A 24,301-nucleotide genomic window follows, 5' to 3' on the forward strand; every position below is an offset into this window, starting at 1 on the left:
CACGGTGATTTTGAAGATCAGCAGATATCCGCTTTTGGTTCATCTCGCGCGCCGCAACCTTTCCCGGCGTATGCTCAGTGCGGGTGTTAGGCATTACGACCTCCCCAGAAATGCTTGGTTGCGGGTGATGAGGCCATCGCGCTTGGCGCGGCGCTTGATCGCGGCCAGCTCCTTCTGCGCAGCCTCAAGGGTGATTTCTCCGGCATGCACGCGGGCCATCAGCGCAAGGCGAACCTCCATGCTGTCAGCCACGCGGCCATCAGCCTCCATCGCCTTCTGATGGTCCCGGCGATCCCGATATTCAGCGGAGTCCATGCTCACCCCTCCTCGATCTGAGATGGGGCGGCGAACAACGGCATCCAGTGTGTCGGCTCCCATACGTCGTGCGGGCGCTGGCAGGGTGTCCAGCAGTCGCCGTGCTCATTCCAGTAGGCAGCTTCGGGCGGCTCGGCGTATCCGCCTACCGATTCCTTGCCGAACCAATCAGTGGGTTCACCCATGCGGCAGGTCAGGATCGGCGCGTGCCATCCATCCTTCGGCGCGGTCTCGATAGGCTGCCAAGGGGACATGGCCTCGACCGCCTCGCAAACATCGTCGGCCAGCGAGACCATCTGCTCCTCTCCGGTGCTGATGTCGCAAGGCGCGGGATTGCTCATCAGATCGACCAGCGGCCACGGATACCCATCTTCGTCGCACATGTTGCCCATGCGGAAGTCACGGATCGCGCCGTAGATCGCTTGGTTCAGGGGACTGCGGATTTGCAGACTGCGGATAGCGTGATCACTCACTGCGCCGGAGATTGGCGCGAGGTCGGCGGTTCCGGCCTCGACATCCTTGATGATCCGCAGAGGCGGCTGCCGGGTCGCAGCCATGTGGCGATCCCACTCTTCGCGGTCGTCGTGGGCCTCGGGCGCGATAGCCCAAGCCCGCTCAAGGGACTCGTCGCTGATAGGGAAAGCGGCCTTCTTGCCGTTCGCCATGTAGGCATCAGCCCAAGCGGCGCTGTAGCCGACCTCAAAGAAGAACTGCGCGGTGGTGCGGTCGTCGCCCGCAGCGATATCGGAGGCGGTGGTGCTCATGCGGCAATCTCGCTCTTCTTGAGGTCCAGCGCGTGGGTGAGTTCGGCGTGCTCAGCGTCGGTCAGTTCAACCGCGAGCAAGGCGTTGTCGGCCATTTCCCAGCCTTCGCGATCCGTCACAGCGTCGATCTGCGCCTTGAGGTCTGCGAAGCCCACAGACTCGCCGCGCTGTTCATCTGCCGGGCCTTCGATGTGATGCTCGAGCGCTTCGAGGCGGCTGACGGCGGGCTGTTCGGCCTGGACGGTTCCGCCGTCGATAGCGCCGGCCTGCTGGTAATCCACCTGCTGCGGCATCGTCTCGTCGCGCTGGAACACGTTCTCTTCCAGATCGGTGCTCATCGGCAGGCGCTTGGACAGGCGACGCATCACGGTCTTGCGGGCCATCTCGCCCCACCACTGCACCCATGGCCCATTACCGGATGCCCGGCTGACCTTTCGTACCTTCTCGATCTCTTCGAGGCTCATCACCTCGAGCAGCCGTGAGCCATCCTTGAGAACAGCGGTTGCGTAGGCACCTATGGCCTTCCCGCGCGCTTGGTCAAGCGCAGGCGGGCTGTGCTCTACGTCTTCGTCGAAGCCGTAACTCACTTTGAAATGGTCGTTCTCGTAGACCACCTGCGCACTGATCTTGGCGACCTCGCCGGACTGGCGTATCTTTTTAAGCACGCCCGCGATCATCGGCATGGCCTGAGCCTTATTGCCGAACATCACGAGGGCGGCTTCCCGGCCATCTGGGAGAAGTCCGTCTTGGGCCAGCTTAACCACCGCGCCGAACAGGCTCGAGCGATCAGCATTCTGAAGTTGAGGGTTGTTCTGGATCGCGGTCATTGCGACGCGGCTGAACTTCTCAACCGTGACGTGCGCCGGGAGCGCTGCCTTGAACTGCGGCGCCATGACTTCGAGGTTCTGCCGGATGACGGCGACGGGATTGTTTGCCTGGGATGCCATGATTACGCCTCCAATTCCTTGATGCTGAACCTGCGGTACGGTTTGCGCCCGCGGATGATCTCGTCAGCCTTGGCCTTGCGATCCGGTATCCCGGCGACGAGCGTTGACTTGATGGTGAAGCCGTCCATGAACCCGACAGCAGCATCCTTGAGCTTGTCGATCAATTCGGCCTGCGCGGCTTCCTTGCGGGCCTTCGCTTGGCGCTCTTCTTCGGCGGCGGTGAGGTACTCAGCAGCAGCGATCGCAGCCCGGTTGTCACCTGCGAGATCGATCGTCTCTGTTCCCTGCTCGGAATAGACTTCCTTGAGTGCGTCACCGTCGCGGCTGTAGTCCGGCTTCGGCTCTCTGCCTTCTGCAACTGACTTCCAGAACTCGCGTGTGCGCCGCTCAGCCTCCGCGAACAGCTTGGGCCGGAAATCGTACTGGATGCGCTCAAGCTGGTTGCCACCGACAAGGATGAGCATGTCGAAGCCGTCGACATAATCGAGACCGGCGTAGGTGTTGCCCTGCAAGAGATAGTGTAGCGGCGGTTCGTCGCCCCACTTCTTGCGCTCCAGCCAGTCGACCATCTTCGTTTCTAGGATGATCTTGCCGCGCTGGGGGCAAGTGACCTTGCGATCCGGGTGACCGCCAAGGCCTTGGCCATTGCTCAGCGGGTCCTTGTCCTCGCGATCGACGTAGCCGTAGCGCTCCTTTGCCGCCTCGACGATAGCTGCTTCCAGCATGACACCCCAATAGATGCGCTCATTCTCCGGAGTACCGTCCGGCTTTATCGCGTTGAACTCGGGCGTCGCGATGGTCCCGCGCTTGCGGTGCCAAAGCTCGAATTCCGTCAGCCACGGATTGCAGCCGAACAGCGCAGAAACCTCGGAGCCGCCGACATGCTTTGCGCGGAACAGTGCGTCTTGATCTGGAGAGATCATTGAAATATCAGCCCGGGCCTTGTTAGGTGCCCGGGCGCTCCTGTTGAGAAACTAGTTCCAAAGCCCCACGCCAACGCCGAGAAGCAGCGCAGCAGCGATACCGACGAGGCCAAGCGAAATGCTGGCAATCCCTTTCGGAAGGCTCACTTCCGGCGCGACACCGAGTTCCTTAGCAACGCGGGCTTGTTCAGCCTGCATCGCCCGGTACTTGCCGATGACGCTGGTCGGATCCTTGTCGGCCTGGCTCTGACGCTTCCTCTGGGGCGCGCAGAAATAGGCGGGCACTTCCTCGCCGTAGTGCAGGCGGGTGGCGATGGGTTTGGTCACAACGCAATCTCCAATCCCCAGGCGTGCATTGCCTCTTCAGTATCGCGCCATGCTTTTTCGGTGAGGTGGCCGTTTGAGCCTTCCATGCGCATTGCGGTGAGGAAGCAGCTGAGAAGACCGATGGCTTGGACGAATTCTTCGCGGCTGCGGTCGAGGCGATCGTTCAGCCTTTCCAGCGCTGCGAGGTCGAACTCCGCTTGGCTCTTGGCGAAGGCGTTCATGCGATCTGCTCCGTACGACCGCCGGCGCGATAAACGTTGCCGTCTTCGGTCATGAAGACAGGGGTGTCGGAGTGCTGGCGGAGAATGCGTCCAAGCGTCTTACCTGTGGTCTCGACGTAGCGGTCATGCTCAGCCTGAAGCCGGGCGATTTTACCCTTCCATTCCCGCTCAATGTCAGCGATGCGGTCGGATGCAGGCGGCGAGTAGAATGCCATGCCCTGATGCTCGGCAGAGACCTCCAAAGCCTCTCCGACCTGCATCAACTTCTCCATGGGAATGTCTTTGATGGCATCCCAAAGACCGGCGTCTTCAAAAGCCATCATGACGGCCTCCCGCCAATATTCGGCGCGTGCGTCGCTCATGCCGCCCTCTCCCCAGCCTTCCAGCTTGCTTCATCCTCCACGTCATCGATATCGAGCATGACCTCGCCCAACGTGGTGTTGGAAACGCAGGTCTCGAACTTGTCGGAGCAGCCTACCCAGCGAGCGCCTTCCCAGAGGGGTGCAGGGTCTTGGTAAACCGTCCAACCGCGGTAAAGGGTGTGTTTGGGGGTGGTGGTCATGCCGCCTTCTCCTCGACAACCGCGCGGTGCGCTGCCATTTCCAGAATGCGATCTTCGCCCAGCCACTCGGCCAGCTCGATCGCAGCTTCCTCGAACTCGCAAGGGACGCCGTTCAGCAGGATCTTGCACTCGGCAACGACGCCCTTGAGCCTGCGCGTGTCATTGCGGCGGCGCTCAATCAGAACCGGGATCATCCAGCTATCGCCAGAGGTCGAAACCGGATGCAGCGGCATCGCATCAAGCGAGCGCTGGGCAATGTTCTGGAGCGCGGTCAGGAACTCTCGGCTATATCCGCCCGGCGTTTCGCAGGCCTGCTCAAGCGACGCGATGTGGGCGTCGTGGAACTCGCGATCTGCGGTGAAAACGGTGGTGATTTGCATGTCCAAATCCTCTGAAGGCCTAAAGCCATCCTCGCCCTGCTGCCGGGGGTAGAAGCAGCAGGGTCCGGGGGCGTCAGTCCGCGGCGCGCTGCCAACCGGCAGGTGAATATTCACGCTGGCGACGCACCTCCCAAACGCCCGGGGAAAGGCGCACGGTTTCATGGGTGTCGGTGGTGCGAAGGTGCTCCAGATCAGCCGGTTCGCCGGAGATCACAAGCCACGAACGGAAGATGTCCATCGTGTCCTGGAACATCTGCACGCCGGGCCGTTCCATGATGACATGGTGGTGGCCCGTCTCACTATGGGTGACGATGTGAGCGCCGTTCTCGGTAGCTGCGATCGTGCGTCCGGTCTCGGGCATTTCAGCCACCGGAATGAGCATGACATCGCCCTGAGCGATCGGCATGCCGATGACGTGCTGTGCAAGCTTCATGGTACTTCCTTTCAGGTACGGAACTGGAGGTTATCGAGGACCTGCGGGGCCACCCCGTAGGTCGCGGCATTGGCTTCACGAGCCGTGGCGAATTCCATCCCGACAGGCAGGGCAAAAGTTCGGCCCGTCCCGCATTCGACGCGGAGGAAGCGCTCTGGTCCGTGGTCTGGAAGATCGCCCTGCCAGAGTTCACCAACTTGTGGGTTGGGATGCCGATCGATCATCTTTGCGTTGGGAAGCGCTGGAAGGATGTTGTGCCAACCGCGCATTTCGCAGGCGATGCGGCGCAGTTCGGTATTGTCGAGGCGCAGCGCTTCTGCCGGCTCGGGAGGCCCATCGGTGATCCACTCGCTGGGAATACGGAGGCCGCGCCAAGCGTGCATCGCATAGCCATCCGCGTACTCGACAGCTGGGCCGTTCTCGCAGTGAAGGCGAGCCTCGCCATCGAAACGAACGCCGGTTGGCCGTTCACACGCGATGACCATGTTTTCGAACGGCCACCACCATTCGCACTGGCGGCCGATGCGATCCATAATGTCGAGGCGCCGCGAAGTCTCAGGATTGAGATTAACGCCGATGTGCTGGGCGAACTTGCCCCAGGCGATCCAGTAAAGGTCTTGGCTGCCCCACAGAAAATTGGAGTTCCAGATTTTCTGGTCCCAGAGCTGGCCCCTGAGCTGGCCCCCGAGCTGGTCCCAGAGCTGGCCCCCGAGCTGGTCCCTGAGCTGGCCCCCGAGCTGGCCCCAGAGCTGGCCCCCGAGCTGGTCCCAGAGCTGGCCCCTGAGCTGGCCCCCGAGCTGGCCCCCGAGCTGGCCCCCGAGCTGGCCCCCGAGCTGGCCCCAGAGCTGGCCCCTGAGCTGGTCCCAGAGCTGGCCCCCGAGCTGGTCCCTGAGCTGGCCCCCGAGCTGGCCCCTGAGCTGGTCCCCGAGCTGGCCCCTGAGCTGGCCCCAGAGCTGGTCCCAGAGCTGGTCCTTCAGTGAACCGAGAGGCCCTTTATCGCCCATCTCAAAAATCTTGATGGCAAGCATGCAGGCGGCCGGGCTGTCAAAAATGAACAGCGCGGGAGAAGGCTTACCGATCTCGGCATATGCGTCGGTGAGAGCGGTTTGCAGCTTCTCGCGATCCGCACGGGCGGCGCCGCATGCGATGTCGAGATACTGCTTACGGAAGACGGGGAGGTATGCTTCCTGCTCTGCCGTCAGCCGTTCGATCTTGTTGGGCATGATGTCCAAATCCTCGGGCGCCGGATGCGCCGTTGGATTTGGTTATGCGACGTTTATGTGATTATCGCAAGCCTTAAAATGCGATCATCGCAATTTTCTGTGCGATGGCTGATTCGCCTCAGTTCCCGCTACAGCGCGTGAAACCGCCGGTGGTTGAGCATGTGGCGCTCCAATTGCGGTTCATCATAGCTTGGCTCTGGGCGGTCATGTTCTGCCCGATCTGCCCGATTGATTGAAAAACCCCGGCCCATGCGGCACGCTTCTGGCGTTCCTCCACGCTTTTGGCCGGGAAGTAGAGCGATAGGTTCTGGTTCATAAGCGCCAGCTCATCGGCCACGCCCTTCACAGAGCCAGATTCAAACATCGCACTTCCCATGGCCGCGACGCCTGTTTCTGGATCTGTGTTGCCAGGATTGAGGGCTATGCTTCTTGCTTGCTCCATATTCTGCGTCGCCGCCCGCGCACGCTCTTGAAGCTGGTCGATCTGATCCTGCATCCACAGGTTCGCTTTTACCGACGATGGCTTGCTTTTTATCAACTCCTGCACGCTTGCCAAAGCGAGACCTCGGCCTTTGTAATAGCCATATTCATAGGTGCCATTTAGCGCGTCACCAATCGCGCCACGGACCTGCTGTTCACTCGAACCAGTCTTGATTAGCTGCTTGCCAGCTTCAAGCTTGGTTCTGGCATCCTGCGCCTGTTGCTCATATCGCGCAGACCGAGAGGCCCAAGCCTCCTGAAACTCTTTTGCAACCGATTTTGCCTGAAGCGCAGCAGGTGCTGTCGCAACCAAAAGCGCGGCAGCAAGCAAAAGACCTTTCATGGATGCCCCCCAATCAGAGACGACGCGCAAACCAAACTGGCCTGCCTCGTATCGTAGCCTCAGTTTCTTCGATTTCGTATTCGGAGTACCGCGAGTTAGCGCTGAAAACGCGATACCAACCGCGCTTCCCAGGCACTCGCTCAACGAGCTTCACGACGTATCCGTCTTCATCCCAAAGAACGAACGAACCTGGTTGCCGAGGATCCCTGTCGCGGCGATCGATCAATATCTGATCGCCATGCTGGAAGTCAGGCTCCATGCTGTCGCCGCGAACGTCAATGAGTTCGAAATCTGAAGGTCTGCCGCGTAGTTCCTCTTCGATCAGGCGGCGCGAAAGGCGGGCTATGCTTTGCTCGCCTTCACCCGTTCCTCCGCCCCCCATCCCAGCATATGACGGCAGCACGGCGACTTCCACATACCCATCGTCATGTCCGACAGGCACTTGCTCCGGGTGGTGTCCGCTATTGTCGTGGTCTCCAAACATGGAGATAAGCTTGACAACCTCTTTTCCCTGCCACTGGCGTACGCCGGACAGGGATTTGTTCACCTTATCCTGACTGATTCCGAGAGCTTCGGCGATATCAACCTGCCGCCACCCTCTGGATTTAATCAGCTCTCGGATCTCGGAATTATTCATGCCGCCTTTTGCGACAACCGCAGACGGAGGGCAAAAGCGATTATCGCATAAAATAACTTGCGATTGGGTTGCGATCATCGCATAACACTCCGCATGGCACACTCACCAAAATATGCGAACGCAGTGATCGACGCGATGGGCGGCACCTCCGCGGTGGCTCGCCTGTTGGATGCCCCGGTTTCGACCGTCCACAGTTGGCGGAAGATCGGTATCCCGGCATCAAGGATGGCCCATCTCAAGCTGGTCGCCAAAGTTGAAGGAAAGAAGCTTCCGGTCAGCGCCGCCGCATGACCTGGCTCCTCCTCATCGAGACCTGCGGGCCGACGCTGGCCGTGCTGCTGGTTGCTGCTGCGGCGTTCGCTGCCTGCATGCGCGCCAACAGCCGCTTTCCGGGGGAGTGAGGCGTGGGAAACGCTGCCTACATCACCGGTTCGCGCGCTGATCTGCGGCGCATCACTCGCGCCTTGAACGCTGGCCCGTTCGTCGATCCTGTTTTCGTCGAGGGAAAGCCCATGCCGCGCCGCACTGCTCGCATGTTCGAGCGCGCGCTGACCAAGAAGTTTACCCCGCCGCCCAGCGGGTCGCAGGCCGGTGACGTTGCACAGCAGCGCATCGGCCACCCCTTGCCCCACACTGCCGCCGCACCTGCTGGCGCAGTCGTGACCCTGCCCGCCTCGCTGAACCCACACCCAACCGGCGAGGCGGGCCTTTCCATCAATTTCAACAACTTCGAACATGGGAGCCATGTAGGTCATGAGTGACCCGGCAATCGTCGGCAAAAAGCCGACATACTCCGCTTCGAACGCACTTGCAGCAATTGGCAAGGCGCTCGGTGAGATCAAGGCTGAAGACGGCTTGACATGGGCTGATATAGGAGCAGAGCTTGGTGTCAGCGACGATCAGGCGGCCAAGTACGCTGACGGCAGTGCGGCAATGAACGCGGTGACGTTCGGGCGCGGCAAGAGAGCGTGGAACGGCCGATTCACTGGATACTTCGATCGCCTGTGCGTCGATAGCCGCGCCGGGAAGGTCAATGACCACGACGGGCAGTCCGCAGTTCTGAAGGCCGCTCTTGCCCTGCATAGCGCCTGCGTTGGCGGTCATATCTCCCCCGAGGACATCCGCGCCAACCGTGCTGCCCTGGAGCAGGCCCGCGATGCGCTGGAGGAACAGCTTGGAAAGCTGCGTCCCGTCGATGGGAGGGCAGCATGAGCGACTTCTACGCCCAGCGCCGCGCCACCTTCGCCGCGATGATGGCAAAAGGAACCCCGCGCGCCGAGGTCAAGCAGGCCCTCGATCTCACCAGCGGCCAGTACGACAGCCTCAAGCAGCGGTGGCGCGCTCGGCAGGAGAAGGCGGCATGACACCCCGTCAGCGTCGTCTCGCAGCCTACAACCGCAAGCGCTACCTGCCGGTGCAGCTCGACGCCACGCGCCGCAAGCTGGCGATGCTTATTGCCGAGGCCAAGCGCAACGAGATGCATGACATCCTCCTGCCGGAGGAGCGGGCATGATCGCCACCCTCGCCCAGATCGAGGCAGGCCTCACCGCCGCTCCCGAGAGCTTGGAGCAGCTCGAAATCCTGCTTCAGTTCGCCCTGACGCGCGACCGCAAGGCCGATGAGAAGATACTGAAGGCCCAGCGCGAGAAGGCGGAATCATCGGCCGGCGTCATCGCTGCGGTGAACGCTCGGGACAACTTCATCAAGAATGATCCGGAGAGGCTGCTGTGATCATCACGCTGTCGTGGCCCGATAAGCGGTTGTCGCCGAACGCCCGCCTTCACTGGCGCGCCAAAGTTGGCCCCAAACAATCGGCGAAGATCAATGCCGGGTGGGCGACTGTGGCCGCTAAGGGATTCCATGAGACGCGCGAACGCCTTGCTGAAGGCGACGGTCCTATTCTAATGACCATAACGTTCTTTCCGCCTGACAAGCGGAGCCGAGACGATGACAACATGATCGGGTCGCTTAAGGCCGCCCGTGATGCTGTCGCTGAAACCCTTGGCGTAGACGATCGCCGCTTCCGCCCAACATACCAATTTGCCGAGCCTTGCAAGCCTGGCCGGGTGGAGATTGCGCTGTGAGGCCGACCCAGCCCCGCCGCGACAGTAAGCGCCGCGCTGCCATCAATGCGATTTGCCCACAGTGCGGAGCGCTTCCCGGTTTCCTGTGTGTCGGGATACGCGGGAACATCCGCAACTCGCTGCACCGCGATCGCTACGCTGCATCCAAGGGGGAGATGCCAGCGTGAGCATCCGCTACATGACCATGGTGTGGGATATAGAACTGCCCGCCACTGAAAAGCTGGTCATGCTGGCGCTGGCCGACTGCGCGAATGACGAGGGAGAGTGCTGGCCGTCGATCGCCACTCTGATGCGCAAGACTGGGGTCAGCGAGCGAACCGTCCAGCGCGCCACAAAAGCCATTGAAGAAGGCGGCCACATGTCGCGCCACGAAGTGGTTGGTCGCGGCACTCGTTACTTCCTCCACCCCCGTCACAGTGACACCCCCGTCACAGTGACACCCCAGTCGCAAAGTCACCCCCGCCACAGAGACACCCCACCCCCGCCACAGAGACACCCCACCCCCGTCACAGTGACACCCAAACCGTCAGAGAACCATCAAGAACCATCATTGAGAGAGACAGCGCGCGTGCAGCGCGACGATTGCAAGATCGTGTTCGTTCGATGGAACGAGATGGCGGACCAAGCCGGAGTGCCATCATGCCAGAAAATAACCGAGGCTCGGCGCAAATCCTGCTGCGCCAGGCTCAAGGATGACGGTCTGGATGCAATTCTCCGCGCCATCGCCCGAATACCCGCATCACCATTCCTCCTTGGCGAAACCGGCAAATGGTCCGGCGCCACGATCGATTTCCTGCTCCGCCCCGACACCGTGACGAAGATCCTGGAAGGCAAATACGATGACCGACCTGAGAGACCTAACCACCAATCCGTTTCACAATCTGCCGGCTCGCGTGGTGAGCGGCGAAATCCTCTCCTCGACATGCTCGCCCAAGCCGAAGCAGAAAGCCGTGCCGAGCGAGATCAGGAAGATGATCGCGGAACTTGGCCTCCGCTACGAGCCATCGGCGAAGGCTGACCTTCAGGCCCACGCTGCCCGCATGGCTCTGCTTTCGCAGGACGTGGCGGATGCTCGTCCCGATGTGCTGCAGGAGGCGATCGAACTTTGGGTCCGCCGGAAGGACTTTCTCCCGCGTGCCAATGAGCTGATCGCGATGATGGAGACGATCATCGAAAGGCGTTCGGCAGCCCCCCAGCGTGAAGACCTCGCTGCCCGTGTCGAATACCTCAACGAGCTTCCGCTCAGTGAGGCGCAGGGCTGGCGCTGGTTCCTGAACTGCCGCGTCGAGAACGGCCAGAAGCGCTGGTTCATCGATCGCGCAGAAGACCGAGAGACGTTCGGCAAACCAGTCTGGAAGCCAGAGCCGGGCGAGATCGAAGCTATCCACGCCAAGGTTGCCAAGTACGTCGCCGAAGGGTGGACCCAGGACGAATTCAACAAGCACGTCCGGCGCACGCGAGGGAACATCTGAGTGACCCACCCCCACCCCCTCGCCCCGCTCGATGAAGGGCAATCTCACGTGACATGGAAGGATTGATGATGATTGGATTTCTCAAGCGCCGCAAAGCTCGCAAGGAAGCGCAGGCAAAGGCGGCTCGTGATCAAGCCATTCTCCGTCGTGAGGCATCGGATCGTTCGATGACCCGAGTGGTCAGCGATCCTCGCGTACCTTCTGGCGCATCGGCTTCCCAGAGTGACGATAGCGCCCAATCGTACGGCTTAGGACTTGCTGGTCTCGGCGCTGGTGCCTGGGCGTTCGATCCGTCACCTTCGTACGCCTCTGACTTTGGATCCTCCAGCGACAGTTCGTCGTCCTCGTCTGACTTCTCGGGCGGCGGTGGAGACTTCGGTGGCGGCGGATCGGACGGTTCGTGGTGAGCAACATGACCCCCTCCCCGGAGACCAAGACCATGACTGAGAAGCTGATGCCGTGCGAGTGCGGTGGAGACGCCGTGCTTTGTCAATCGAGCGATGGCGATGTTGAATACGCTCGCTGCCTGTCGTGCCATAAGGACGGGCCTTTGAGCTATTCGGCGCATGGAGCCATCACCGCCTGGAACACCCGACACCCCACCCCGGCCGCCGATGAGGTGGAGGCGTTGAAGTGGCCCGAGCTTCTGAGGCGGTCGGCAGAGAAGCACGCCCCGATCTGCAACGAACTTGCGGACAAGACACCGAAGGCGGGTGAGGCAGACGAACTGTGGTGGGAGCGCCAATCCGCCCTTCGTGAGGCTGGAGTGATCCTTGGTCACATCGCTGCCCTGCAAGCGCGGAGAGCCGAACCTGAGGAAGGCGGCTGCGCGAACTGCCATGGCCTGCTGGGCGACCTCGCGCAGGGCCGCGACCCGGAAGAGCTTTGCGACACCTGCTATTCCCATGCGCGGGAGGATCACCCCGCCGAACCTGCGGGCGAGGAGCCGGTGGCCGATGCCTTTCTCGTGCAATGGCGGAAGGATGGTGACGTTTGGGCTCATGCCCACGTCGATGAACCAACCGCAGTGGATCAGGCCCGGCGGATGGGCGGAACCTGCATCCCGCTCTACGCTCGCCCCGCCACCCCGACACGACTAGTCGAATGGACCGTGGAGGAATTGCGCGAGTCGGTTCGGGATGCGATCAACGCGACGGATTCTAGCCATAACGTCTATGCGCGAACGATCGGCCTGAGTAGCGCCAAGCTGTCCGAGTTTCTTTCTGGGAAGAGAGGCGCAGAGCCGTCGATTGTTGAGCCGATGGGGTATCGTTGGGCACTTGTTAGCGCCGAAACCCATCCTCGCCGGGAAGATTTCCCCGCCACCCCGACCAATCCCGAAAGGTTGGTGGATGGCTGGAGACGGATCGACAGCGCACCGAAGGACGGATCGGATTTTATAGGGCTTGGCCATAACTTCGGAGACTTGTCAGGAGATCAGGGGGTTCACCGAGCAATTGTCCACTGGGACGAACGCGTCGATGATTTCTGTGACAGCGGAGAGGTGATGGCGCGCATGTCTTACCTCACACATTGGATGCCGATGCCCGCTGCGCCTATGAACGATGGGGGAGAAAGCTGATGCCACTGTTTGTCTACGGAACGGTTCTTCAGCGCCATATGGGATCGTTAGTCACCACCTCGAGCACCTTAGGTTATTCCGAGGCCGCCAACGAGGACGAGGCTCGAGGGATCGCTCTGCGCAAGGCGCAGGAGTTGAAGCCTGACTTCTCCGTGGTCAATGTCACCGTGTTAGAGGTGGTTCCGGGAGAAAGCGCATGACCGAGATCGACACGGACAAGCTGACCCCAGAAGCGATGGTTCGCGGCGGCCACTACAACTGGAAGAACCAGCCCGAGCGCTTGGTCTACCTCGGGTTCAACTGGAGCGGTAACGGCCACTGGCATCAGTTCCGCAAGATCGGTGACCCCCGCCCGGTGTGGTGCGAGGTGACCGACGCCGAAATCCCTATGTTCGAGGTGAGCCATGACGTTTGACACGGAAAAGCTGCGCGCGCTGGATGGGGAAGGCTTGGTGTGCGAACTGGTCGACATGATGCGGGATGATCCGTTCTGGGATGACGCGCCCCTCATGGGCACCACGCAGCAGGATATGCGCATGGAGCACTATACCCGGCGGATCGTCCCCGCCATCCACGCGCTGGCCGAGGAGCGGGAGCGCAGCGAGAAACACCGCAACGACCTCGCGGACAAGCTCACGGAACAGAGCATCGAAATCGGCGCGCTGAAAGCCGAGAATGCGAGGATGCGGGAGGCGTTGGGCGTCGCAGCCCATGAACTCGAAGCATCGGCGCCATTCATGCCGGAACAGTCTCGTGGAGACATGTTGCGAGCGGCCGCCGACTGCCGCGCTCTCGGGAAGGAGCCGTCATGAGCGAGATCGAGATTACGCAGCCGCATCCCGATCCGCCTGCGGAGATTTTGAAGTTCGCAGGAATGGGGAGCCTTGCCCGTATCATTCGGGAAGGAAAGTGCGATGGCAATGTGACGGTCGAATGCATTGCCCGCCACCGCCACGAGGCCCGCGCCGAGGCGCTGGAGGAAGGCTTTCGTGCTGGGTTCCAGGCAGCACGAGAGTGTATATCGGAAGACGACACATTCTGCCTGACCGAATGTGTCGAGCATGACGCTTGGCTCGATTGCGCCCTCCGCAGCGGTGAGAGGGAGGTATAGGATGGAAATGAAATACTCGTGGGTCGCTTTATTTTTCTTCTTCAGCTTCGCCTTTTGGGTTCATTTCAAGAAGGGTGATGAATTCCAAAGGACTAGGTTTTTCACCGGCATGCATGTCTGGGCAGCCGCGTTTCTCATCATCTATGTCATGGAGCATCAGATATGAAAAACATGCACAATGCTTGGCTAGCGGTCTGGATAGTAACCCTCTTGGCGTTTGTTTGCGGAGGCATAGCCGTGGGCGTCATCAAGCTTATGGCTTGGTGGCAAATCGCGATGAACGGTTGCCAGGGAGGCTTATCATGAGAGGCAGACCGCCAGTCACCCGCGCTCGGGTGCTAAACTACATCGAGAAGCACAGGCCGGAGACCATCATGCAGGTGGTTCGGGCTACCGGGGCGGATCGCAGGCACATCTACCGTATCCTAATGGCGGTATATGGCCCAAATTTCCGCTCCAAGGGCGTTTTTAGCGCCGAAACGAACATAGGTGGTGCCGAGGTAGCTTTAGCCGCCTGAGGGCGCTTAGGAGGCAATTATGGGGCTTGGAGAGAATGACTAACGTACGGTTCGAGTTCTGGCGTGGCGATACGAGAAAGGCCAATGGGTTCGCGTTCCCTCCGAAGATAGGCAAGAGCCGTACCCTTGGCAGAGCGGAACGCTAGCTTCGGAGCCCGCCAGAGAGCGCCGTCGCGAGGATGGCTGGTATTGGGTCCGTGATCACTTCCGTTGGATCGTTGGCGAGTACGTTCACCCGCATTGGTCGATCCCCGATGCGCACGGAGACGTGTATGCCGACCATGAATTCCTTGAGATCGGGCCGCGCTTAGAGCCGCCAGCATGAATTAAACCACATAGTAGGCCATTAAAATGGGGCGTAGTTGGTATGCCCCATGGAGAATGGCGCGCCTTCGTCAGACAGCCCTAAGAAGAACTCTGGCTGGTTCAAGCCGGGCCAAGTCGCGAACCCCGGCGGCCGACCGAAAGGCTCGCGGTCCAAGCTGGGGGAGGAATTCCTCAAGGCGCTTCAGGAAGATTTCAGCGCTCACGGCGTCAAGGCCATCGCTGTGGTCCGCGAGACGAAGCCAGAAGTCTACGTCAAGGTCATCGCGTCGATCCTGCCTAAGGAAATCGACCTTTCCGCTGACCTGACGATCTCCAGCAAAGAGCAGCGAGACGCAGCGGTCGAGGCGTTCAAGCGCGTCATTGGCGAGAATGGCCAGGAGGTGAGGCATTGAGCGCCGCACCTGCCCTCACCGCAGAGGACTTCGCGTTCTCGCGCTTACTGCCATATGTCGCGTACCAGTGGCCGCACTATCAGGACGCTGCGCACCATCGGCTGATCTGTCGCAAGCTTGAGGCCGTTGAGCGGGGCGAGATTGATCGCCTGATGATCTTCGTCCCGCCGCGCCACGGCAAGAGCCTGCTGGCATCGACGTACTTCCCGGCATGGTATCTCGGGCGAAACCCGGACAAGTACGTCATCACGGCGACCTATGGGCAGGACCTTGCCGACGACTTCGGGCGCCAGGTCAAAAACCAGATCAGCGATCCGACGTTTCAGGCCATTTTCCCCGGCGTTGGCTTGGCTGATGATAGCCGCGCTTCCCGGCGCTTTTCGGTCGATGGCGCTGCCGGCGGCTTCGAGCAGACCACCAATCGCCAAGGGGCATACTACGCGGTCGGTGTCGGCGGCCCCTTGACCGGTCGCGGCGCGCATCTTCTCATCATCGACGATCCGGTGCGCAACCGCGAAGATGCCGATTCCGAGACCATCCGTGCCAAGATCAAGGGTTGGTACACCTCGACCGCCTACACGCGCCTGATGCCTGGCGGCGCAGTCGTGGTCATTCAGACCCGCTGGCACGAAGACGATCTGTCTGGTTGGCTGCTTGCCGAGCACCAGCACGAAGGCTGGGACATCATCAACCTGCCCGCAATCGCTGAAGGAGAAGATGCGCTTGGCCGTGAACCCGGCGCGGCATTGTGGCCTGAGCAGTACGACGAAACCGCCCTTAACAAGATCAAGCTGGCGGTTGGCGCGAGAGACTGGACGGCCCTCTACCAGCAGCGCCCAGCCCCCGACAGCGGCGACTATTTCAAGAAGGATTGGTTGGTTCACGTCGATGTTATCCCACCCCTTGCGCAGATGCAGATTTACGGCGGATCCGACTACGCTGTGACGGCAGATGGCGGCGACTACACCGTTCATGCGGTCGTCGGCGTCGATCACGAGAACCGCATGTACCTGCTAGACCTGTGGCGCGCGCAGGCTTCGTCCGACGTATGGGTTGACGCGTTCTGCGCGCTGGTCCGCAAGTGGAAGCCGATCGGTTGGGCTGAGGAAACAGGCCAGATCAAGTCCGGCGTCGGCCCTTTCCTCGTCAAGCGGATGCTTGAAACGCAGAGCTACGTGGCTCGCGAGCAGTTCCCTACGCGCGGCGACAAGGCGGTGCGCGCTCAGTCTATTCGCGGTCGCATGGCTCTTCAGGGCTTGCACGTTCCCCGCGACGCCGAGTGGCTGGCAGATTTCACCTCCGAACTGATGAGCTTCCCTGTCGGCGTCCATGACGACCAGGTCGATGCGCTGGGTCTCGTGGGGCAGCTTATGGATCGTATGGAAATGGGTGCGAAACCCAAGGAGCAGCAGCGCGCCATTCCTCGCGGCGCGATTCCAGTTCCGGCGCTTGGCACAGGGAGGCGTCGATGATCGGCACTGCTGACGAATACCAGCTTCCGGTGCGTGTCGTTTCGAGCGACCCCAAGAGCAGCGAAGACATCCTGAACGCCATCATCCAGGCGGAACGGGAAATGCGCGACTTCGACGAGAACGCGCGCCGTATCGACCAGATCTATTCTGGCCGCCAGCAGCTTGGCGACATGCTCGACACCCTCGGCCTTGAGGATCAGGAATATGATCTCTTCTGGGCTTCAATGGAGGTTCTGAAGCCGGCGATCTACGCCAAACCGCCGAACGTGGTAGCTAAGCCTCGATATTCCGATGCCTCTCCTGCCGCCAAAGTCGCCGCCGAAGTGATTGAACGGGTGGTAAACAGCGAGTTCGAGCGCGGCAACATCGATCTGGCACTTCGCGAGGTGCGCGATGATCTAGCCTTGCTCAACCGTGGCGTTCTCTGGGTCGATTACGAGAGTGAGGGCGGCAAACGGATCTGCGTCGATCACGTGGACCGCCGCGACTTCCTGCATGAGCCTTCCCGGTACTGGTCGGAAACCGGTTGGGTGGCCCGGCGCGGGTGGCTCAACGAAAAGCAGATGAAGGAGCGCTTCAGCGGCAAGTCCGGTGATGCCTATCTGCTCGCCAACTACATCTCGGCGCGCCAGGACTTCGAGGAAGGCGCCCGCGATGAAACCCAGAAAGCGGCTGTATGGTCGTTCTGGTCGAAGACGAACAAGAAGGTCTATTGGGTCAGTGAAGGCGTGGATGTGATCCTCGACGAGAGTGATCCGCCGATAAGCCTGCGCGACTTCTTCCCGTGCCCACGCCCGGCATATGGCACCCTCAAGCGCCGCACGCTTGTGCCGGTGCCTGATTACCTGCGTTATGAGCCGCATCTAGACCAGATCAACTTCCTGACCTCGCGGATTTACTCGCTGCTTGAGCGGGTCCGTTTGGTCGGCCTGCTCCCTGCTGGCGGTGACATCGGTAAGGCTCTCGAAACCGCGATGGCCGAGACCGGGAACGACATGTTCATTCCGGTGCCGGGCGCCGCAATGAACCAGGGCGGTGACTACATCCAATGGGTTCCGATCGACATGATCGCGAACACCATCACCGGCCTCATCCAGGCGCGGACCCAGCTCTTTTCAGACTTTGACCGGCTGTCCGGCATCAGCGACATCATGCGCGGCGAGACCGAGGCCAACGAGACCTATGGCGCCCAGCAGCTCAAGAGCCAATACGGGTCCGTTCGCGTCAAGGATAAGACGGATGAGATCGTGCGGGTATCACGCGACACTGCGCGCATCTCCACCGAACTCGTCTGCACCAACTTCGACCAGGAAACATTGCTCGACATCGCCCAGATGGAAATCCCTAGCCGCAGGGATGTGGACAAGGAGATCCGCGACCTGACTGACGCAGCGAAGGAGGAAATGGAGGCTCTCACCGCGCAGGCGCAGGAGGCCATTCAGCAGGGCGGTGAAGGCGTGGACCGGCAACAGCTCCAGCAGCAGCTCCAGCAGGCGCAGGCCCAGCTTGCCGAGAAATACCGACCGCAGTTCGAGCGGCTTCAGCATATCGTCGTCGTGGAAGACGTGATGGAGATCATCAAGGACCGCAAGGAACGCGGTCTGATCATCGACATCGAGACAGATTCCACCGTAATCGTCGATGAGATGGCCCAGAAACGCGCGGGCAGTGAGATGCTTCAGGCCTTCTCGTCGGCAATTGGTTCGATGCTCCCGTTGTTCCAGATTGGCGAACAGGGCGTGAAGCTGGCCGCAACGGTTCTGCGCGTGACCATGCAGCCCTACACACGCGGCAACCGCATGCTTGAGGCGCAGCTTGACGAACTCGTCGAGAACGCCCCCGAGATCGCCGCGAAGATGGCTGAGCAGCAAGGCGGCGGTGAAGACCAGGGGTTGGCAGAGGCAAACAAGACGCTTGCCGAGGCTGAGCAGCTCAAGGCGCAGGCGGCTATGGCCGGCGTTCAGGCAAAGGCGGCAGAGCAGAACGCCGAAAACCAGCGCAAGATAGCCGAGCTGATCGGTAAGCAGCAGGAATCCGAGCGCAAGCATCAGGTGGAGATGGCAAAACTGCAGCAGTCAGCAGATGACGCCGCTGTCAAGGCGTCTCAGGCTGAACGCGAGATGGAAGCCAAGATCGATAAGCTTCGCGCCGACACCTACAAGGTTCTGGTCGATGCCGGGATTGCGCAGGACCAGCAGGCTCTCAACCAATTCAAGACCGTCGCAGACATCGATGCGCGCTCTACCGACCAAGCCATGACCGCTGAGCGCAACCAGCGCGCCGACATGGAGAGCGATCGAAGCGCCGAGATGGGCGAGCGCCAACAGAACTTCAGCGAACAGCAAGCAATCAATCAAGGAGGCGAGTGATGGCCTATCCCGGCGCTACACCTGTAACCCCGGTCGATAAGGCCGGTAATGTCATTGGCGGCCAAGGTGCTTCCGTTTCCTCGCCGTCCTTCGAGCGAGTGGTTGGCGCTCCTAACGTTGCCATGGGCCAGGCTGCCACATCGATCTCCAACGCGGCTGCGACGCTTCTGGTGGCGGCTCGCGCTGGAAGGCAGTCTGTGACGCTTACCAACATCACCGGCTCTCAGATCGTTTATCTGGTCGCGTCTGCTGTCACCACGGGCGCTACTACGGGCTTCCCGTTGGCCGCCGCTCCCGGCGCCGCGGTAACCATCCAGACCGCTGCTGCCATCTATGGAACCTCACCGACTGCCGCGCAGACGGTTGGCGTGCTGGAAACCTTCTGATGAGCGATGGCGTCTCATATCCGCCCGCGCTGCCCGCCTCGTCCGCTCCCCCGGCTGTGGCGGTGGGCAGTTCGCTCGGCAGCACCATGCGTTTCGCGCTGGCAGACCACACGCACGCCAGCAAGGTTCGGCGGCAGATCATCACCATGTCGAGCGCTTCGGCGACCTACACGTGGACCTATCCCACCGCGTTCGCCCCGGTGTCGTCCCGGCAGTCTGCGCCATTGTGCAGGTGCCATCGGGAACGACCGACCTGTTCAATGTACAGGTTCAGGGCGACCCTACGAACACGCAGTGCACGTTCCAGATCAACCGTGTGTCGGCAGGGCTTCTCGCCTTGCTGCTCGGTGCCCTGTCGCTGAACCCGACGCCGATCGCTGCGACGCTTCATTTGTTCGCGATCGAACCTTGATTTGCGGGGAAAGAGGAGAAAACCATGACCAATCGCAAGACCACCGAACAGCGCGCCGCGGAAGTCGCTAAGGGCGACGCTGAATATCCGACCGAGGCCGCAGAGACCAACGAGAACCTGATCCTGCGCACGCCGGAAGCAAGCGCCGAAGAGGTTAAGGCATCGATCGCGCTGAACTCCCCGGTCGGCAGCCACGCGTCCTACCGTGACGAGAAGGCCGAGAAGAAGCTCGCTGAAAAGCGCGAGAAGGACGCCGAATAATGGCGAGCCTTGTCCGCATTGAGCCGTCCCTGTTCCGTGCGGACGAGGCATGGTTCGTGTTCGACGATGGGCGGCAGTACCTGCGCAAACGGGAACCTGTCGCCCGCGTCGAGCACGGCCTTACGATCATGTCGGATAACATCGACCCCATCAAATCGATGGCCGATGGCAACACCTACGACAGCAAGTCGGCCCTGTACCGGTCATACCGTGCGGACGGCAACCCGCAGGGCATCGCTTACGAATGCGTGGGCAACGCCGAAATCCATCACTTCACCAAGCCCACGCGAGACAAGGGTAAATCGATCGAGGCCATCAAGCGGGCCATGGGCGATCTTTGAGGACGGAAAACATGAGCGACAACCTTAGCACCGACCTGACCCCCGCGCCTACTCCTGAGGTCTCGACCCAGATCGACGATCCGCGCGCCACTGATCCTGGTCAGTCGCAGCACCGCGAGCAAGCGGCTGAGCCTGAAAAGAAGCAGCCGGAAAGCCGCCTTGATGCGATCAAGCGCGCCGCTGAGGATGTCGAGAAGGCCAATACCGGCGATGTCGAGAAGGACGGCGCCGAGAAACCGAAGGTAGAAGAGAAGCCCAAAGAGGCCGAAGTTCAGGAGGAAAAGCCTACCAGGGAAGAGCGCAAGGAGCCGCATGGCGAGCGGCGTCACCCCGATGTGCCGAAGAATTTCAGCCCAGCTGCGAAAGAGAAGTGGCTGAACGTCCCCTATGATGTGAAGATCGAATTTGAACGCGCCCTCAAGGACCATGAGGCAGAGATCGTCAAGCATACCGAGGCCTCGCAGCGCTACGAGAGCATACGTGAATTCGACGATCTTGCGCGTCAGAACGGACGTGAGCTTCGAGAGAGCCTGACCAAGCTCAACGAGATTGAGAACCTGATGGCGAGCAACCCCCTCGCAGGTCTCAATTCTATCCTCATGGAGATCGGCCCACGTAAGGCAGATGGGCAGCCGGTTTCGCTATACGAGGTTGCGCAACACATCGTCCAGGCTGGCCCACAGGGCTATCAGCAGATGATGCAGCAGGCGGCCAGACAGCCCCAGGCACCGCAGGCCAACCGTGAGGTCGAGGAACTGCGCAACCAGATGCAGGCGATGCAGCAACAGCAAGTCGCCAATGCCATTATCGACCCGTTCCGCGCGGCCAATCCGCGTTATGACGAACTGCACGACGATATTGCGTTCTTCCTGGAATCCGGTAAGATTCCAAGCAATCTGAGCCCCTATGACAGGCTCTCGCAGGCATATGACATGGCTGTGCGGATCAATCCGACTTCGCATGTTGAACAGCGGGACCCCGAGCAGAGGCCTGATCCCGAAAGCCGCGCTGGCTCTAACTTCGGCGGCTCTACTTCCGTCAAAGGTGCACCTGCAACCGGGGTTGATGTCTCCGCCCGCAGCAGGAGCAAGATGTCCCGCCAAGAGGCTATCCGCGCGGCCATGGCTGACGCTGGTCTCACTCATTAAGGATTAGGCTATGCCTGCTGTCACGAATGACCGGCAGTACCGCCAGATTCTCTCGACCTCCCTTGCGTATCGCTCGAAGGAGATCCAGGATCTGGTGTTCAACAGCAACCCGGTTTCTAACCTTTTGCGCCAGCGTGGTCGCTTCAAGACCTACACCGGCCCGGAAATCCGCAAGACGCTCCAGATCGACAAGCTCGGTGGCCAGTGGTTCACCGGCTATGATTACCTGGACGCCCAGCCCAAGGAAATCCTCAACGATGCCGTCTTCACGCCGAAGAACCTTGCTGTCGGCTTCTCGCTGACCGGCACGGAACTGCTGGCGAACGAAGGTCGGACGCGCATCTACAACCTGCTCGACGAGTACATGGAGACCGCCGAGAACTCGATGCAGGATCTGTGGGAGCTTGCCCTCCACGGCGACGGTACGGGTGACGCAGGGCGTCAGATGATCGGTTTCGGCGGCGCCATCCCGATCAACCCGGCAACCGGCACTTACGGCGGCATTGATCGCGCGACCAACCCGCTCTGGCGTACCGCCTACTACAACGTGCCCGGCGGCGACTTCTCCGACATCGGCACCACCTGGGATTCGACGACCTGCCGTCCGATCCTGGAGCGCGTCGTGGCGCAGCGGTCGAAGGGCCGTCGTCACGCCGACGTGGCGGTTGCCGACCTGAATGCTTACCAGGCTATTTCGGCATCGATGGTCGCTCACCAGCGCATCGTTCGTGCCGATGGCGGCGGGGCGACTCTCGGCTTCGGCGCCAACGGTGGTCTCGAAGTCGCGACCCCGGCGGGGACGATCGAGGTCTTCTGCGCGACCGGCGTTGGCACGGTCATGCCTGCCAACACCATCTACGGCATCGACCTTCAGGCGCTCGACGTGTTCTATCACCCGAGCCGCAACATGGTCCCGCTGTTCCCGGGCGACGGCGCCCAGCCCATCAACCAGGATGCTATCGCTCAGTTCCTCGTCTGGAACGGTGAGATGGTCAACGGGAACCCCCGTTACTCCTGGCGGATCCGCACGGCCTAAGGAGGTAAGACAATGGCATTCCGCATCACTCCGAGCCTTGGCCCCGGTATCGAAACGGTCATCCCTGCGGGTGGCGTCTGGTTCGACATCCCCGGCCAGATGCAGCTCATCAGTCCCCGCCTCGGCAGTAAGGTCGTTGGCTCCGATGGTCATGACTACGTTCTGGTTCAGGCTTCTGCGGCAATCGCCGCGGCGGCTGCTCCCGGCACGCAGGTCACGATCACCGAGCCGGCCTTCACCGCTGCTGCCGGTGGCGGTGGATTCTACGCCCCCAACAGCACTCTCGCACCCAGCGGCGTTCCCTCGGGCGCGTTCTTCTGGGCGCGCAAGGGCGCTCTCTAACCTGATTGGGCGGGGCTTCGGCCTCGCCCTTTCGCTTCAAGGACTGTTCACATGCAGATCACGCCGATTTCTCGCGATGATATCGTAATCCCCTCGGCCAATGGCGTTGCTGGTGACAATCGCCGCCACACCATGACGCCGTACTTCATGTACGAGAACGTCTATAACGAGGTGCGATCGCGCATCGCCCAGAAGCCGGTCTATGAACTGAAGGAAATGGTCGAGATCCGTTTCGCGGCAAACGCTCAGTACCGCCCCAAGTTCGGCGTGGACGAGATGGCGACGATCAACGAAGATACCGGCGCTGTCGTCACCTGGGCGGAAATGTTCAAGGATCAGTACCAGCAGTTCCTCGCCGGGTCGGCGCAGGAAGCCGAGGGAACCCCGCTGGAAGAGCTTCTTTCCTACGGCGCGAGCCAGGCGAACCTCTCGCAGTGCCGCGCGCTCAACATCTATTCAATCGAGGCCATGGCTCACCTGGAAGGCGCTGCGCTCAAGAGGGCTGGCATGCTCGGCAACACCATGAAGCCGCTCGCCAAGCGCTACCTCGAAGACCGCCGCGATGGCGCGAATCAGCAGAAAGAGATCAACGAACTGCGCCGTCAGCTCGACGAGCTTCGCGCGGCTTCTGCTCCTGCTGCGCCCGAGGAGGACGCATCGGAAGAGGAGCCTTCGCAATATGCGGGCCTCACCGACAAGGAAATCAAGGATCGCATCGCTGATCTCGTCGGCCAGCGCCCTCAGGGTAATCCCTCGCGCGCCACTCTCGAGCAGATGCTTTCGGGCCTGTCTCAGCAGTGACCGTAATCAAGGCCATTCAAGACGCGGCTGTCGTCCTGATCGGGCAGCGCCCGGCGTCCGCATTTGGTGTGGATGATACCTTCGCTATGGAAATGACATACCTCGTCAACGAGGTGGCCGAGGACATTGCGCAGTATCAGGACTGGCAGACGCTGACGCGGGTGGCCGAGATCACGTCTGACGGATCTAGCGATTACGATCTTCCTTCAGACTACAGTCGCATGCTGATCAATTCGGACGTGCAGAACCCTGCTCAGTGGCTGTGGGGATATCGCGCCTACACGGACATCAACGCGTTCCTGTTCGACCAAGGCGCGGGCTATCCCGGGTATCCTGGGGGGTGGATCATCTACGGCGACAAGCTGCGATTTTCCCCCGCACCTAATGGCAATGCTGTGTTCCCCTACATCAGCAAGGCGTGGGCCAAGGCTGGTGACGGAACGCCCAAGACATCGTTCACCGACGACATGGACACGTTTGTCCTGTCCGAGCGCCTTTTGACGCTTGGACTTATCTGGCGCTGGCGGGCCGACATCAAGAAGCTGGATGCCTCTGGAGATCAGGAGGCCTTCATCAAAGCGCTGGATGAATACGGCGGTAAAGACGCCGGTTCGCAGATCATTCGTTTCGGCTCGCGAAACCCTCTCGGGAACCGCGGGCGCATCGCCTACACTGGCATCGTGAGAGGATAA

General features: G+C 61.0%; 40 protein-coding genes. 26 read left to right on the plus strand and 14 right to left on the minus strand.

Annotated elements, in window-relative coordinates; translation table 11 throughout:
• Nucleotides 1-93: 93 nt before the first annotated feature.
• The 13 genes from AC4D6D_RS12205 to AC4D6D_RS12265 all read right to left on the minus strand — a co-directional run bounded on the left by AC4D6D_RS12205 (nt 94) and on the right by AC4D6D_RS12265 (nt 7,633).
• Nucleotides 94-315: a hypothetical protein gene (locus AC4D6D_RS12205; protein WP_491325489.1), complete on the minus strand. Its 222-nt coding sequence runs from the start codon at nt 313-315 to the stop codon at nt 94-96.
• Between the two features lie 2 nt (nt 316-317).
• Nucleotides 318-1,079, minus strand: a complete 762-nt coding sequence (locus tag AC4D6D_RS12210; RefSeq protein ID WP_491325490.1) for a DUF551 domain-containing protein — start codon at nt 1,077-1,079, stop codon at nt 318-320.
• On the minus strand, nt 1,076-2,026 hold the full coding sequence (locus tag AC4D6D_RS12215) for a recombinase RecT (RefSeq protein WP_491325491.1): 951 nt from the start codon (nt 2,024-2,026) through the stop codon (nt 1,076-1,078). The genes AC4D6D_RS12210 and AC4D6D_RS12215 overlap by 4 nt, the downstream gene beginning before the upstream one ends.
• 2 nt (nt 2,027-2,028) lie before the next feature.
• A complete protein-coding gene (locus AC4D6D_RS12220) occupies nt 2,029-2,949 on the minus strand; it encodes a YqaJ viral recombinase family protein (RefSeq protein ID WP_491325492.1) in 921 nt (306 codons plus the stop codon).
• Nucleotides 2,950-3,000: 51 nt separating this feature from the next.
• The gene (locus AC4D6D_RS12225) at nt 3,001-3,276 is read right to left on the minus strand and encodes a hypothetical protein (protein ID WP_491325493.1); all 276 of its coding nucleotides are present in this window, start codon (nt 3,274-3,276) and stop codon (nt 3,001-3,003) included.
• A complete protein-coding gene (locus tag AC4D6D_RS12230) occupies nt 3,273-3,497 on the minus strand; it encodes a hypothetical protein (protein ID WP_491325494.1) in 225 nt (74 codons plus the stop codon). Before AC4D6D_RS12230 ends, AC4D6D_RS12225 begins: the two co-directional genes overlap by 4 nt.
• Nucleotides 3,494-3,859 (minus strand): hypothetical protein, encoded by a 366-nt coding sequence (locus AC4D6D_RS12235; protein ID WP_491325495.1) that lies wholly within the window; start codon nt 3,857-3,859, stop codon nt 3,494-3,496. The genes AC4D6D_RS12230 and AC4D6D_RS12235 overlap by 4 nt, the downstream gene beginning before the upstream one ends.
• A complete protein-coding gene (locus AC4D6D_RS12240) occupies nt 3,856-4,059 on the minus strand; it encodes a hypothetical protein (protein WP_491325496.1) in 204 nt (67 codons plus the stop codon). Before AC4D6D_RS12240 ends, AC4D6D_RS12235 begins: the two co-directional genes overlap by 4 nt.
• Nucleotides 4,056-4,553, minus strand: a complete 498-nt coding sequence (locus AC4D6D_RS12245) for a hypothetical protein (protein ID WP_491325497.1) — start codon at nt 4,551-4,553, stop codon at nt 4,056-4,058. Before AC4D6D_RS12245 ends, AC4D6D_RS12240 begins: the two co-directional genes overlap by 4 nt.
• Nucleotides 4,513-4,872 carry a DUF8820 family protein gene (locus AC4D6D_RS12250; protein WP_491325498.1) on the minus strand — a complete coding sequence of 120 codons (360 nt, stop codon included), beginning with the start codon at nt 4,870-4,872 and terminating at the stop codon, nt 4,513-4,515. The genes AC4D6D_RS12245 and AC4D6D_RS12250 overlap by 41 nt, the downstream gene beginning before the upstream one ends.
• An 11-nt stretch (nt 4,873-4,883) precedes the next feature.
• A complete protein-coding gene (locus AC4D6D_RS12255) occupies nt 4,884-6,095 on the minus strand; it encodes a DUF6745 domain-containing protein (RefSeq protein WP_491325499.1) in 1,212 nt (403 codons plus the stop codon).
• A gap of 118 nt (nt 6,096-6,213) precedes the next feature.
• Entirely contained in the window at nt 6,214-6,918 is a 705-nt protein-coding gene (locus tag AC4D6D_RS12260; protein ID WP_491325500.1) for a hypothetical protein, read from the minus strand.
• A 13-nt stretch (nt 6,919-6,931) separates the two neighbouring features.
• Nucleotides 6,932-7,633, minus strand: a complete 702-nt coding sequence (locus AC4D6D_RS12265; protein ID WP_491325501.1) for a S24 family peptidase — start codon at nt 7,631-7,633, stop codon at nt 6,932-6,934.
• 15 nt (nt 7,634-7,648) lie between these two features.
• On the opposite strand from AC4D6D_RS12265, the gene AC4D6D_RS12270 reads away from it, so the two are divergent.
• From AC4D6D_RS12270 to AC4D6D_RS12335, 14 genes are all read left to right on the plus strand, one after another.
• On the plus strand, nt 7,649-7,846 hold the full coding sequence (locus AC4D6D_RS12270) for a carph-isopro domain-containing protein (protein WP_491325502.1): 198 nt from the start codon (nt 7,649-7,651) through the stop codon (nt 7,844-7,846).
• A gap of 113 nt (nt 7,847-7,959) precedes the next feature.
• Entirely contained in the window at nt 7,960-8,316 is a 357-nt protein-coding gene (locus tag AC4D6D_RS12275; protein WP_491325503.1) for a hypothetical protein, read from the plus strand.
• Nucleotides 8,309-8,767 (plus strand): hypothetical protein, encoded by a 459-nt coding sequence (locus AC4D6D_RS12280; protein WP_491325504.1) that lies wholly within the window; start codon nt 8,309-8,311, stop codon nt 8,765-8,767. Before AC4D6D_RS12275 ends, AC4D6D_RS12280 begins: the two co-directional genes overlap by 8 nt.
• Nucleotides 8,764-8,919: a hypothetical protein gene (locus tag AC4D6D_RS12285; protein WP_491325505.1), complete on the plus strand. Its 156-nt coding sequence runs from the start codon at nt 8,764-8,766 to the stop codon at nt 8,917-8,919. The genes AC4D6D_RS12280 and AC4D6D_RS12285 overlap by 4 nt, the downstream gene beginning before the upstream one ends.
• Nucleotides 8,916-9,068, plus strand: a complete 153-nt coding sequence (locus tag AC4D6D_RS12290) for a hypothetical protein (RefSeq protein ID WP_491325506.1) — start codon at nt 8,916-8,918, stop codon at nt 9,066-9,068. Before AC4D6D_RS12285 ends, AC4D6D_RS12290 begins: the two co-directional genes overlap by 4 nt.
• Nucleotides 9,065-9,286 (plus strand): hypothetical protein, encoded by a 222-nt coding sequence (locus AC4D6D_RS12295; RefSeq protein ID WP_491325507.1) that lies wholly within the window; start codon nt 9,065-9,067, stop codon nt 9,284-9,286. The genes AC4D6D_RS12290 and AC4D6D_RS12295 overlap by 4 nt, the downstream gene beginning before the upstream one ends.
• Nucleotides 9,283-9,639 (plus strand): hypothetical protein, encoded by a 357-nt coding sequence (locus AC4D6D_RS12300; protein ID WP_491325508.1) that lies wholly within the window; start codon nt 9,283-9,285, stop codon nt 9,637-9,639. The genes AC4D6D_RS12295 and AC4D6D_RS12300 overlap by 4 nt, the downstream gene beginning before the upstream one ends.
• Before the next feature lie 163 nt (nt 9,640-9,802).
• On the plus strand, nt 9,803-10,657 hold the full coding sequence (locus AC4D6D_RS12305) for a helix-turn-helix domain-containing protein (RefSeq protein WP_491325509.1): 855 nt from the start codon (nt 9,803-9,805) through the stop codon (nt 10,655-10,657).
• Between the two features lie 22 nt (nt 10,658-10,679).
• Nucleotides 10,680-11,111 carry a hypothetical protein gene (locus AC4D6D_RS12310; RefSeq protein ID WP_491325510.1) on the plus strand — a complete coding sequence of 144 codons (432 nt, stop codon included), beginning with the start codon at nt 10,680-10,682 and terminating at the stop codon, nt 11,109-11,111.
• Between the two features lie 439 nt (nt 11,112-11,550).
• On the plus strand, nt 11,551-12,693 hold the full coding sequence (locus AC4D6D_RS12315) for a hypothetical protein (RefSeq protein WP_491325511.1): 1,143 nt from the start codon (nt 11,551-11,553) through the stop codon (nt 12,691-12,693).
• Complete coding sequence (locus AC4D6D_RS12320) at nt 12,693-12,893, plus strand: hypothetical protein (protein ID WP_491325512.1); 201 nt, start codon at nt 12,693-12,695, stop codon at nt 12,891-12,893. Before AC4D6D_RS12315 ends, AC4D6D_RS12320 begins: the two co-directional genes overlap by 1 nt.
• Nucleotides 12,890-13,108: a hypothetical protein gene (locus tag AC4D6D_RS12325; protein ID WP_491325513.1), complete on the plus strand. Its 219-nt coding sequence runs from the start codon at nt 12,890-12,892 to the stop codon at nt 13,106-13,108. Before AC4D6D_RS12320 ends, AC4D6D_RS12325 begins: the two co-directional genes overlap by 4 nt.
• Nucleotides 13,098-13,505, plus strand: a complete 408-nt coding sequence (locus tag AC4D6D_RS12330) for a hypothetical protein (protein ID WP_491325514.1) — start codon at nt 13,098-13,100, stop codon at nt 13,503-13,505. The genes AC4D6D_RS12325 and AC4D6D_RS12330 overlap by 11 nt, the downstream gene beginning before the upstream one ends.
• Nucleotides 13,502-13,804, plus strand: a complete 303-nt coding sequence (locus tag AC4D6D_RS12335; protein ID WP_491325515.1) for a hypothetical protein — start codon at nt 13,502-13,504, stop codon at nt 13,802-13,804. Before AC4D6D_RS12330 ends, AC4D6D_RS12335 begins: the two co-directional genes overlap by 4 nt.
• A gap of 28 nt (nt 13,805-13,832) precedes the next feature.
• Here the strand turns inward: AC4D6D_RS12335 and AC4D6D_RS12340 are convergent, their stop codons facing one another.
• The gene (locus tag AC4D6D_RS12340) at nt 13,833-13,961 is read right to left on the minus strand and encodes a hypothetical protein (RefSeq protein WP_491325516.1); all 129 of its coding nucleotides are present in this window, start codon (nt 13,959-13,961) and stop codon (nt 13,833-13,835) included.
• Between the two features lie 735 nt (nt 13,962-14,696).
• Between AC4D6D_RS12340 and AC4D6D_RS12345 the strand changes: the two genes are divergently transcribed.
• The 12 genes from AC4D6D_RS12345 (at nt 14,697) to AC4D6D_RS12400 (ending at nt 24,301) form a co-directional block, all read left to right on the plus strand.
• A complete protein-coding gene (locus tag AC4D6D_RS12345; protein ID WP_491325517.1) occupies nt 14,697-15,041 on the plus strand; it encodes a DUF5681 domain-containing protein in 345 nt (114 codons plus the stop codon).
• The gene (gene terL, locus AC4D6D_RS12350; RefSeq protein WP_491325518.1) at nt 15,038-16,513 is read left to right on the plus strand and encodes a phage terminase large subunit; all 1,476 of its coding nucleotides are present in this window, start codon (nt 15,038-15,040) and stop codon (nt 16,511-16,513) included. Before AC4D6D_RS12345 ends, terL begins: the two co-directional genes overlap by 4 nt.
• A complete protein-coding gene (locus AC4D6D_RS12355; RefSeq protein ID WP_491325519.1) occupies nt 16,510-18,882 on the plus strand; it encodes a cell envelope integrity TolA family protein in 2,373 nt (790 codons plus the stop codon). The genes terL and AC4D6D_RS12355 overlap by 4 nt, the downstream gene beginning before the upstream one ends.
• A complete protein-coding gene (locus AC4D6D_RS12360; protein WP_491325520.1) occupies nt 18,882-19,268 on the plus strand; it encodes a hypothetical protein in 387 nt (128 codons plus the stop codon). The genes AC4D6D_RS12355 and AC4D6D_RS12360 overlap by 1 nt, the downstream gene beginning before the upstream one ends.
• Nucleotides 19,269-19,440: 172 nt before the next feature.
• Entirely contained in the window at nt 19,441-19,680 is a 240-nt protein-coding gene (locus tag AC4D6D_RS12365; RefSeq protein ID WP_491325521.1) for a hypothetical protein, read from the plus strand.
• A gap of 24 nt (nt 19,681-19,704) precedes the next feature.
• Nucleotides 19,705-19,941, plus strand: a complete 237-nt coding sequence (locus AC4D6D_RS12370) for a hypothetical protein (RefSeq protein WP_491325522.1) — start codon at nt 19,705-19,707, stop codon at nt 19,939-19,941.
• Entirely contained in the window at nt 19,941-20,282 is a 342-nt protein-coding gene (locus AC4D6D_RS12375; RefSeq protein ID WP_491325523.1) for a hypothetical protein, read from the plus strand. Before AC4D6D_RS12370 ends, AC4D6D_RS12375 begins: the two co-directional genes overlap by 1 nt.
• An 11-nt stretch (nt 20,283-20,293) precedes the next feature.
• The gene (locus tag AC4D6D_RS12380) at nt 20,294-21,430 is read left to right on the plus strand and encodes a hypothetical protein (protein WP_491325524.1); all 1,137 of its coding nucleotides are present in this window, start codon (nt 20,294-20,296) and stop codon (nt 21,428-21,430) included.
• A gap of 10 nt (nt 21,431-21,440) precedes the next feature.
• Entirely contained in the window at nt 21,441-22,466 is a 1,026-nt protein-coding gene (locus tag AC4D6D_RS12385; protein ID WP_491325525.1) for a phage major capsid protein, read from the plus strand.
• A gap of 12 nt (nt 22,467-22,478) precedes the next feature.
• Nucleotides 22,479-22,808, plus strand: a complete 330-nt coding sequence (locus AC4D6D_RS12390; RefSeq protein WP_491325526.1) for a hypothetical protein — start codon at nt 22,479-22,481, stop codon at nt 22,806-22,808.
• 51 nt (nt 22,809-22,859) lie between these two features.
• Nucleotides 22,860-23,609 carry a hypothetical protein gene (locus tag AC4D6D_RS12395; protein ID WP_491325527.1) on the plus strand — a complete coding sequence of 250 codons (750 nt, stop codon included), beginning with the start codon at nt 22,860-22,862 and terminating at the stop codon, nt 23,607-23,609.
• Nucleotides 23,606-24,301 (plus strand): phage adaptor protein, encoded by a 696-nt coding sequence (locus AC4D6D_RS12400; RefSeq protein ID WP_491325528.1) that lies wholly within the window; start codon nt 23,606-23,608, stop codon nt 24,299-24,301. Before AC4D6D_RS12395 ends, AC4D6D_RS12400 begins: the two co-directional genes overlap by 4 nt.

The sequence above is a fragment of the Novosphingobium sp. BF6 genome, from assembly GCF_058273105.1.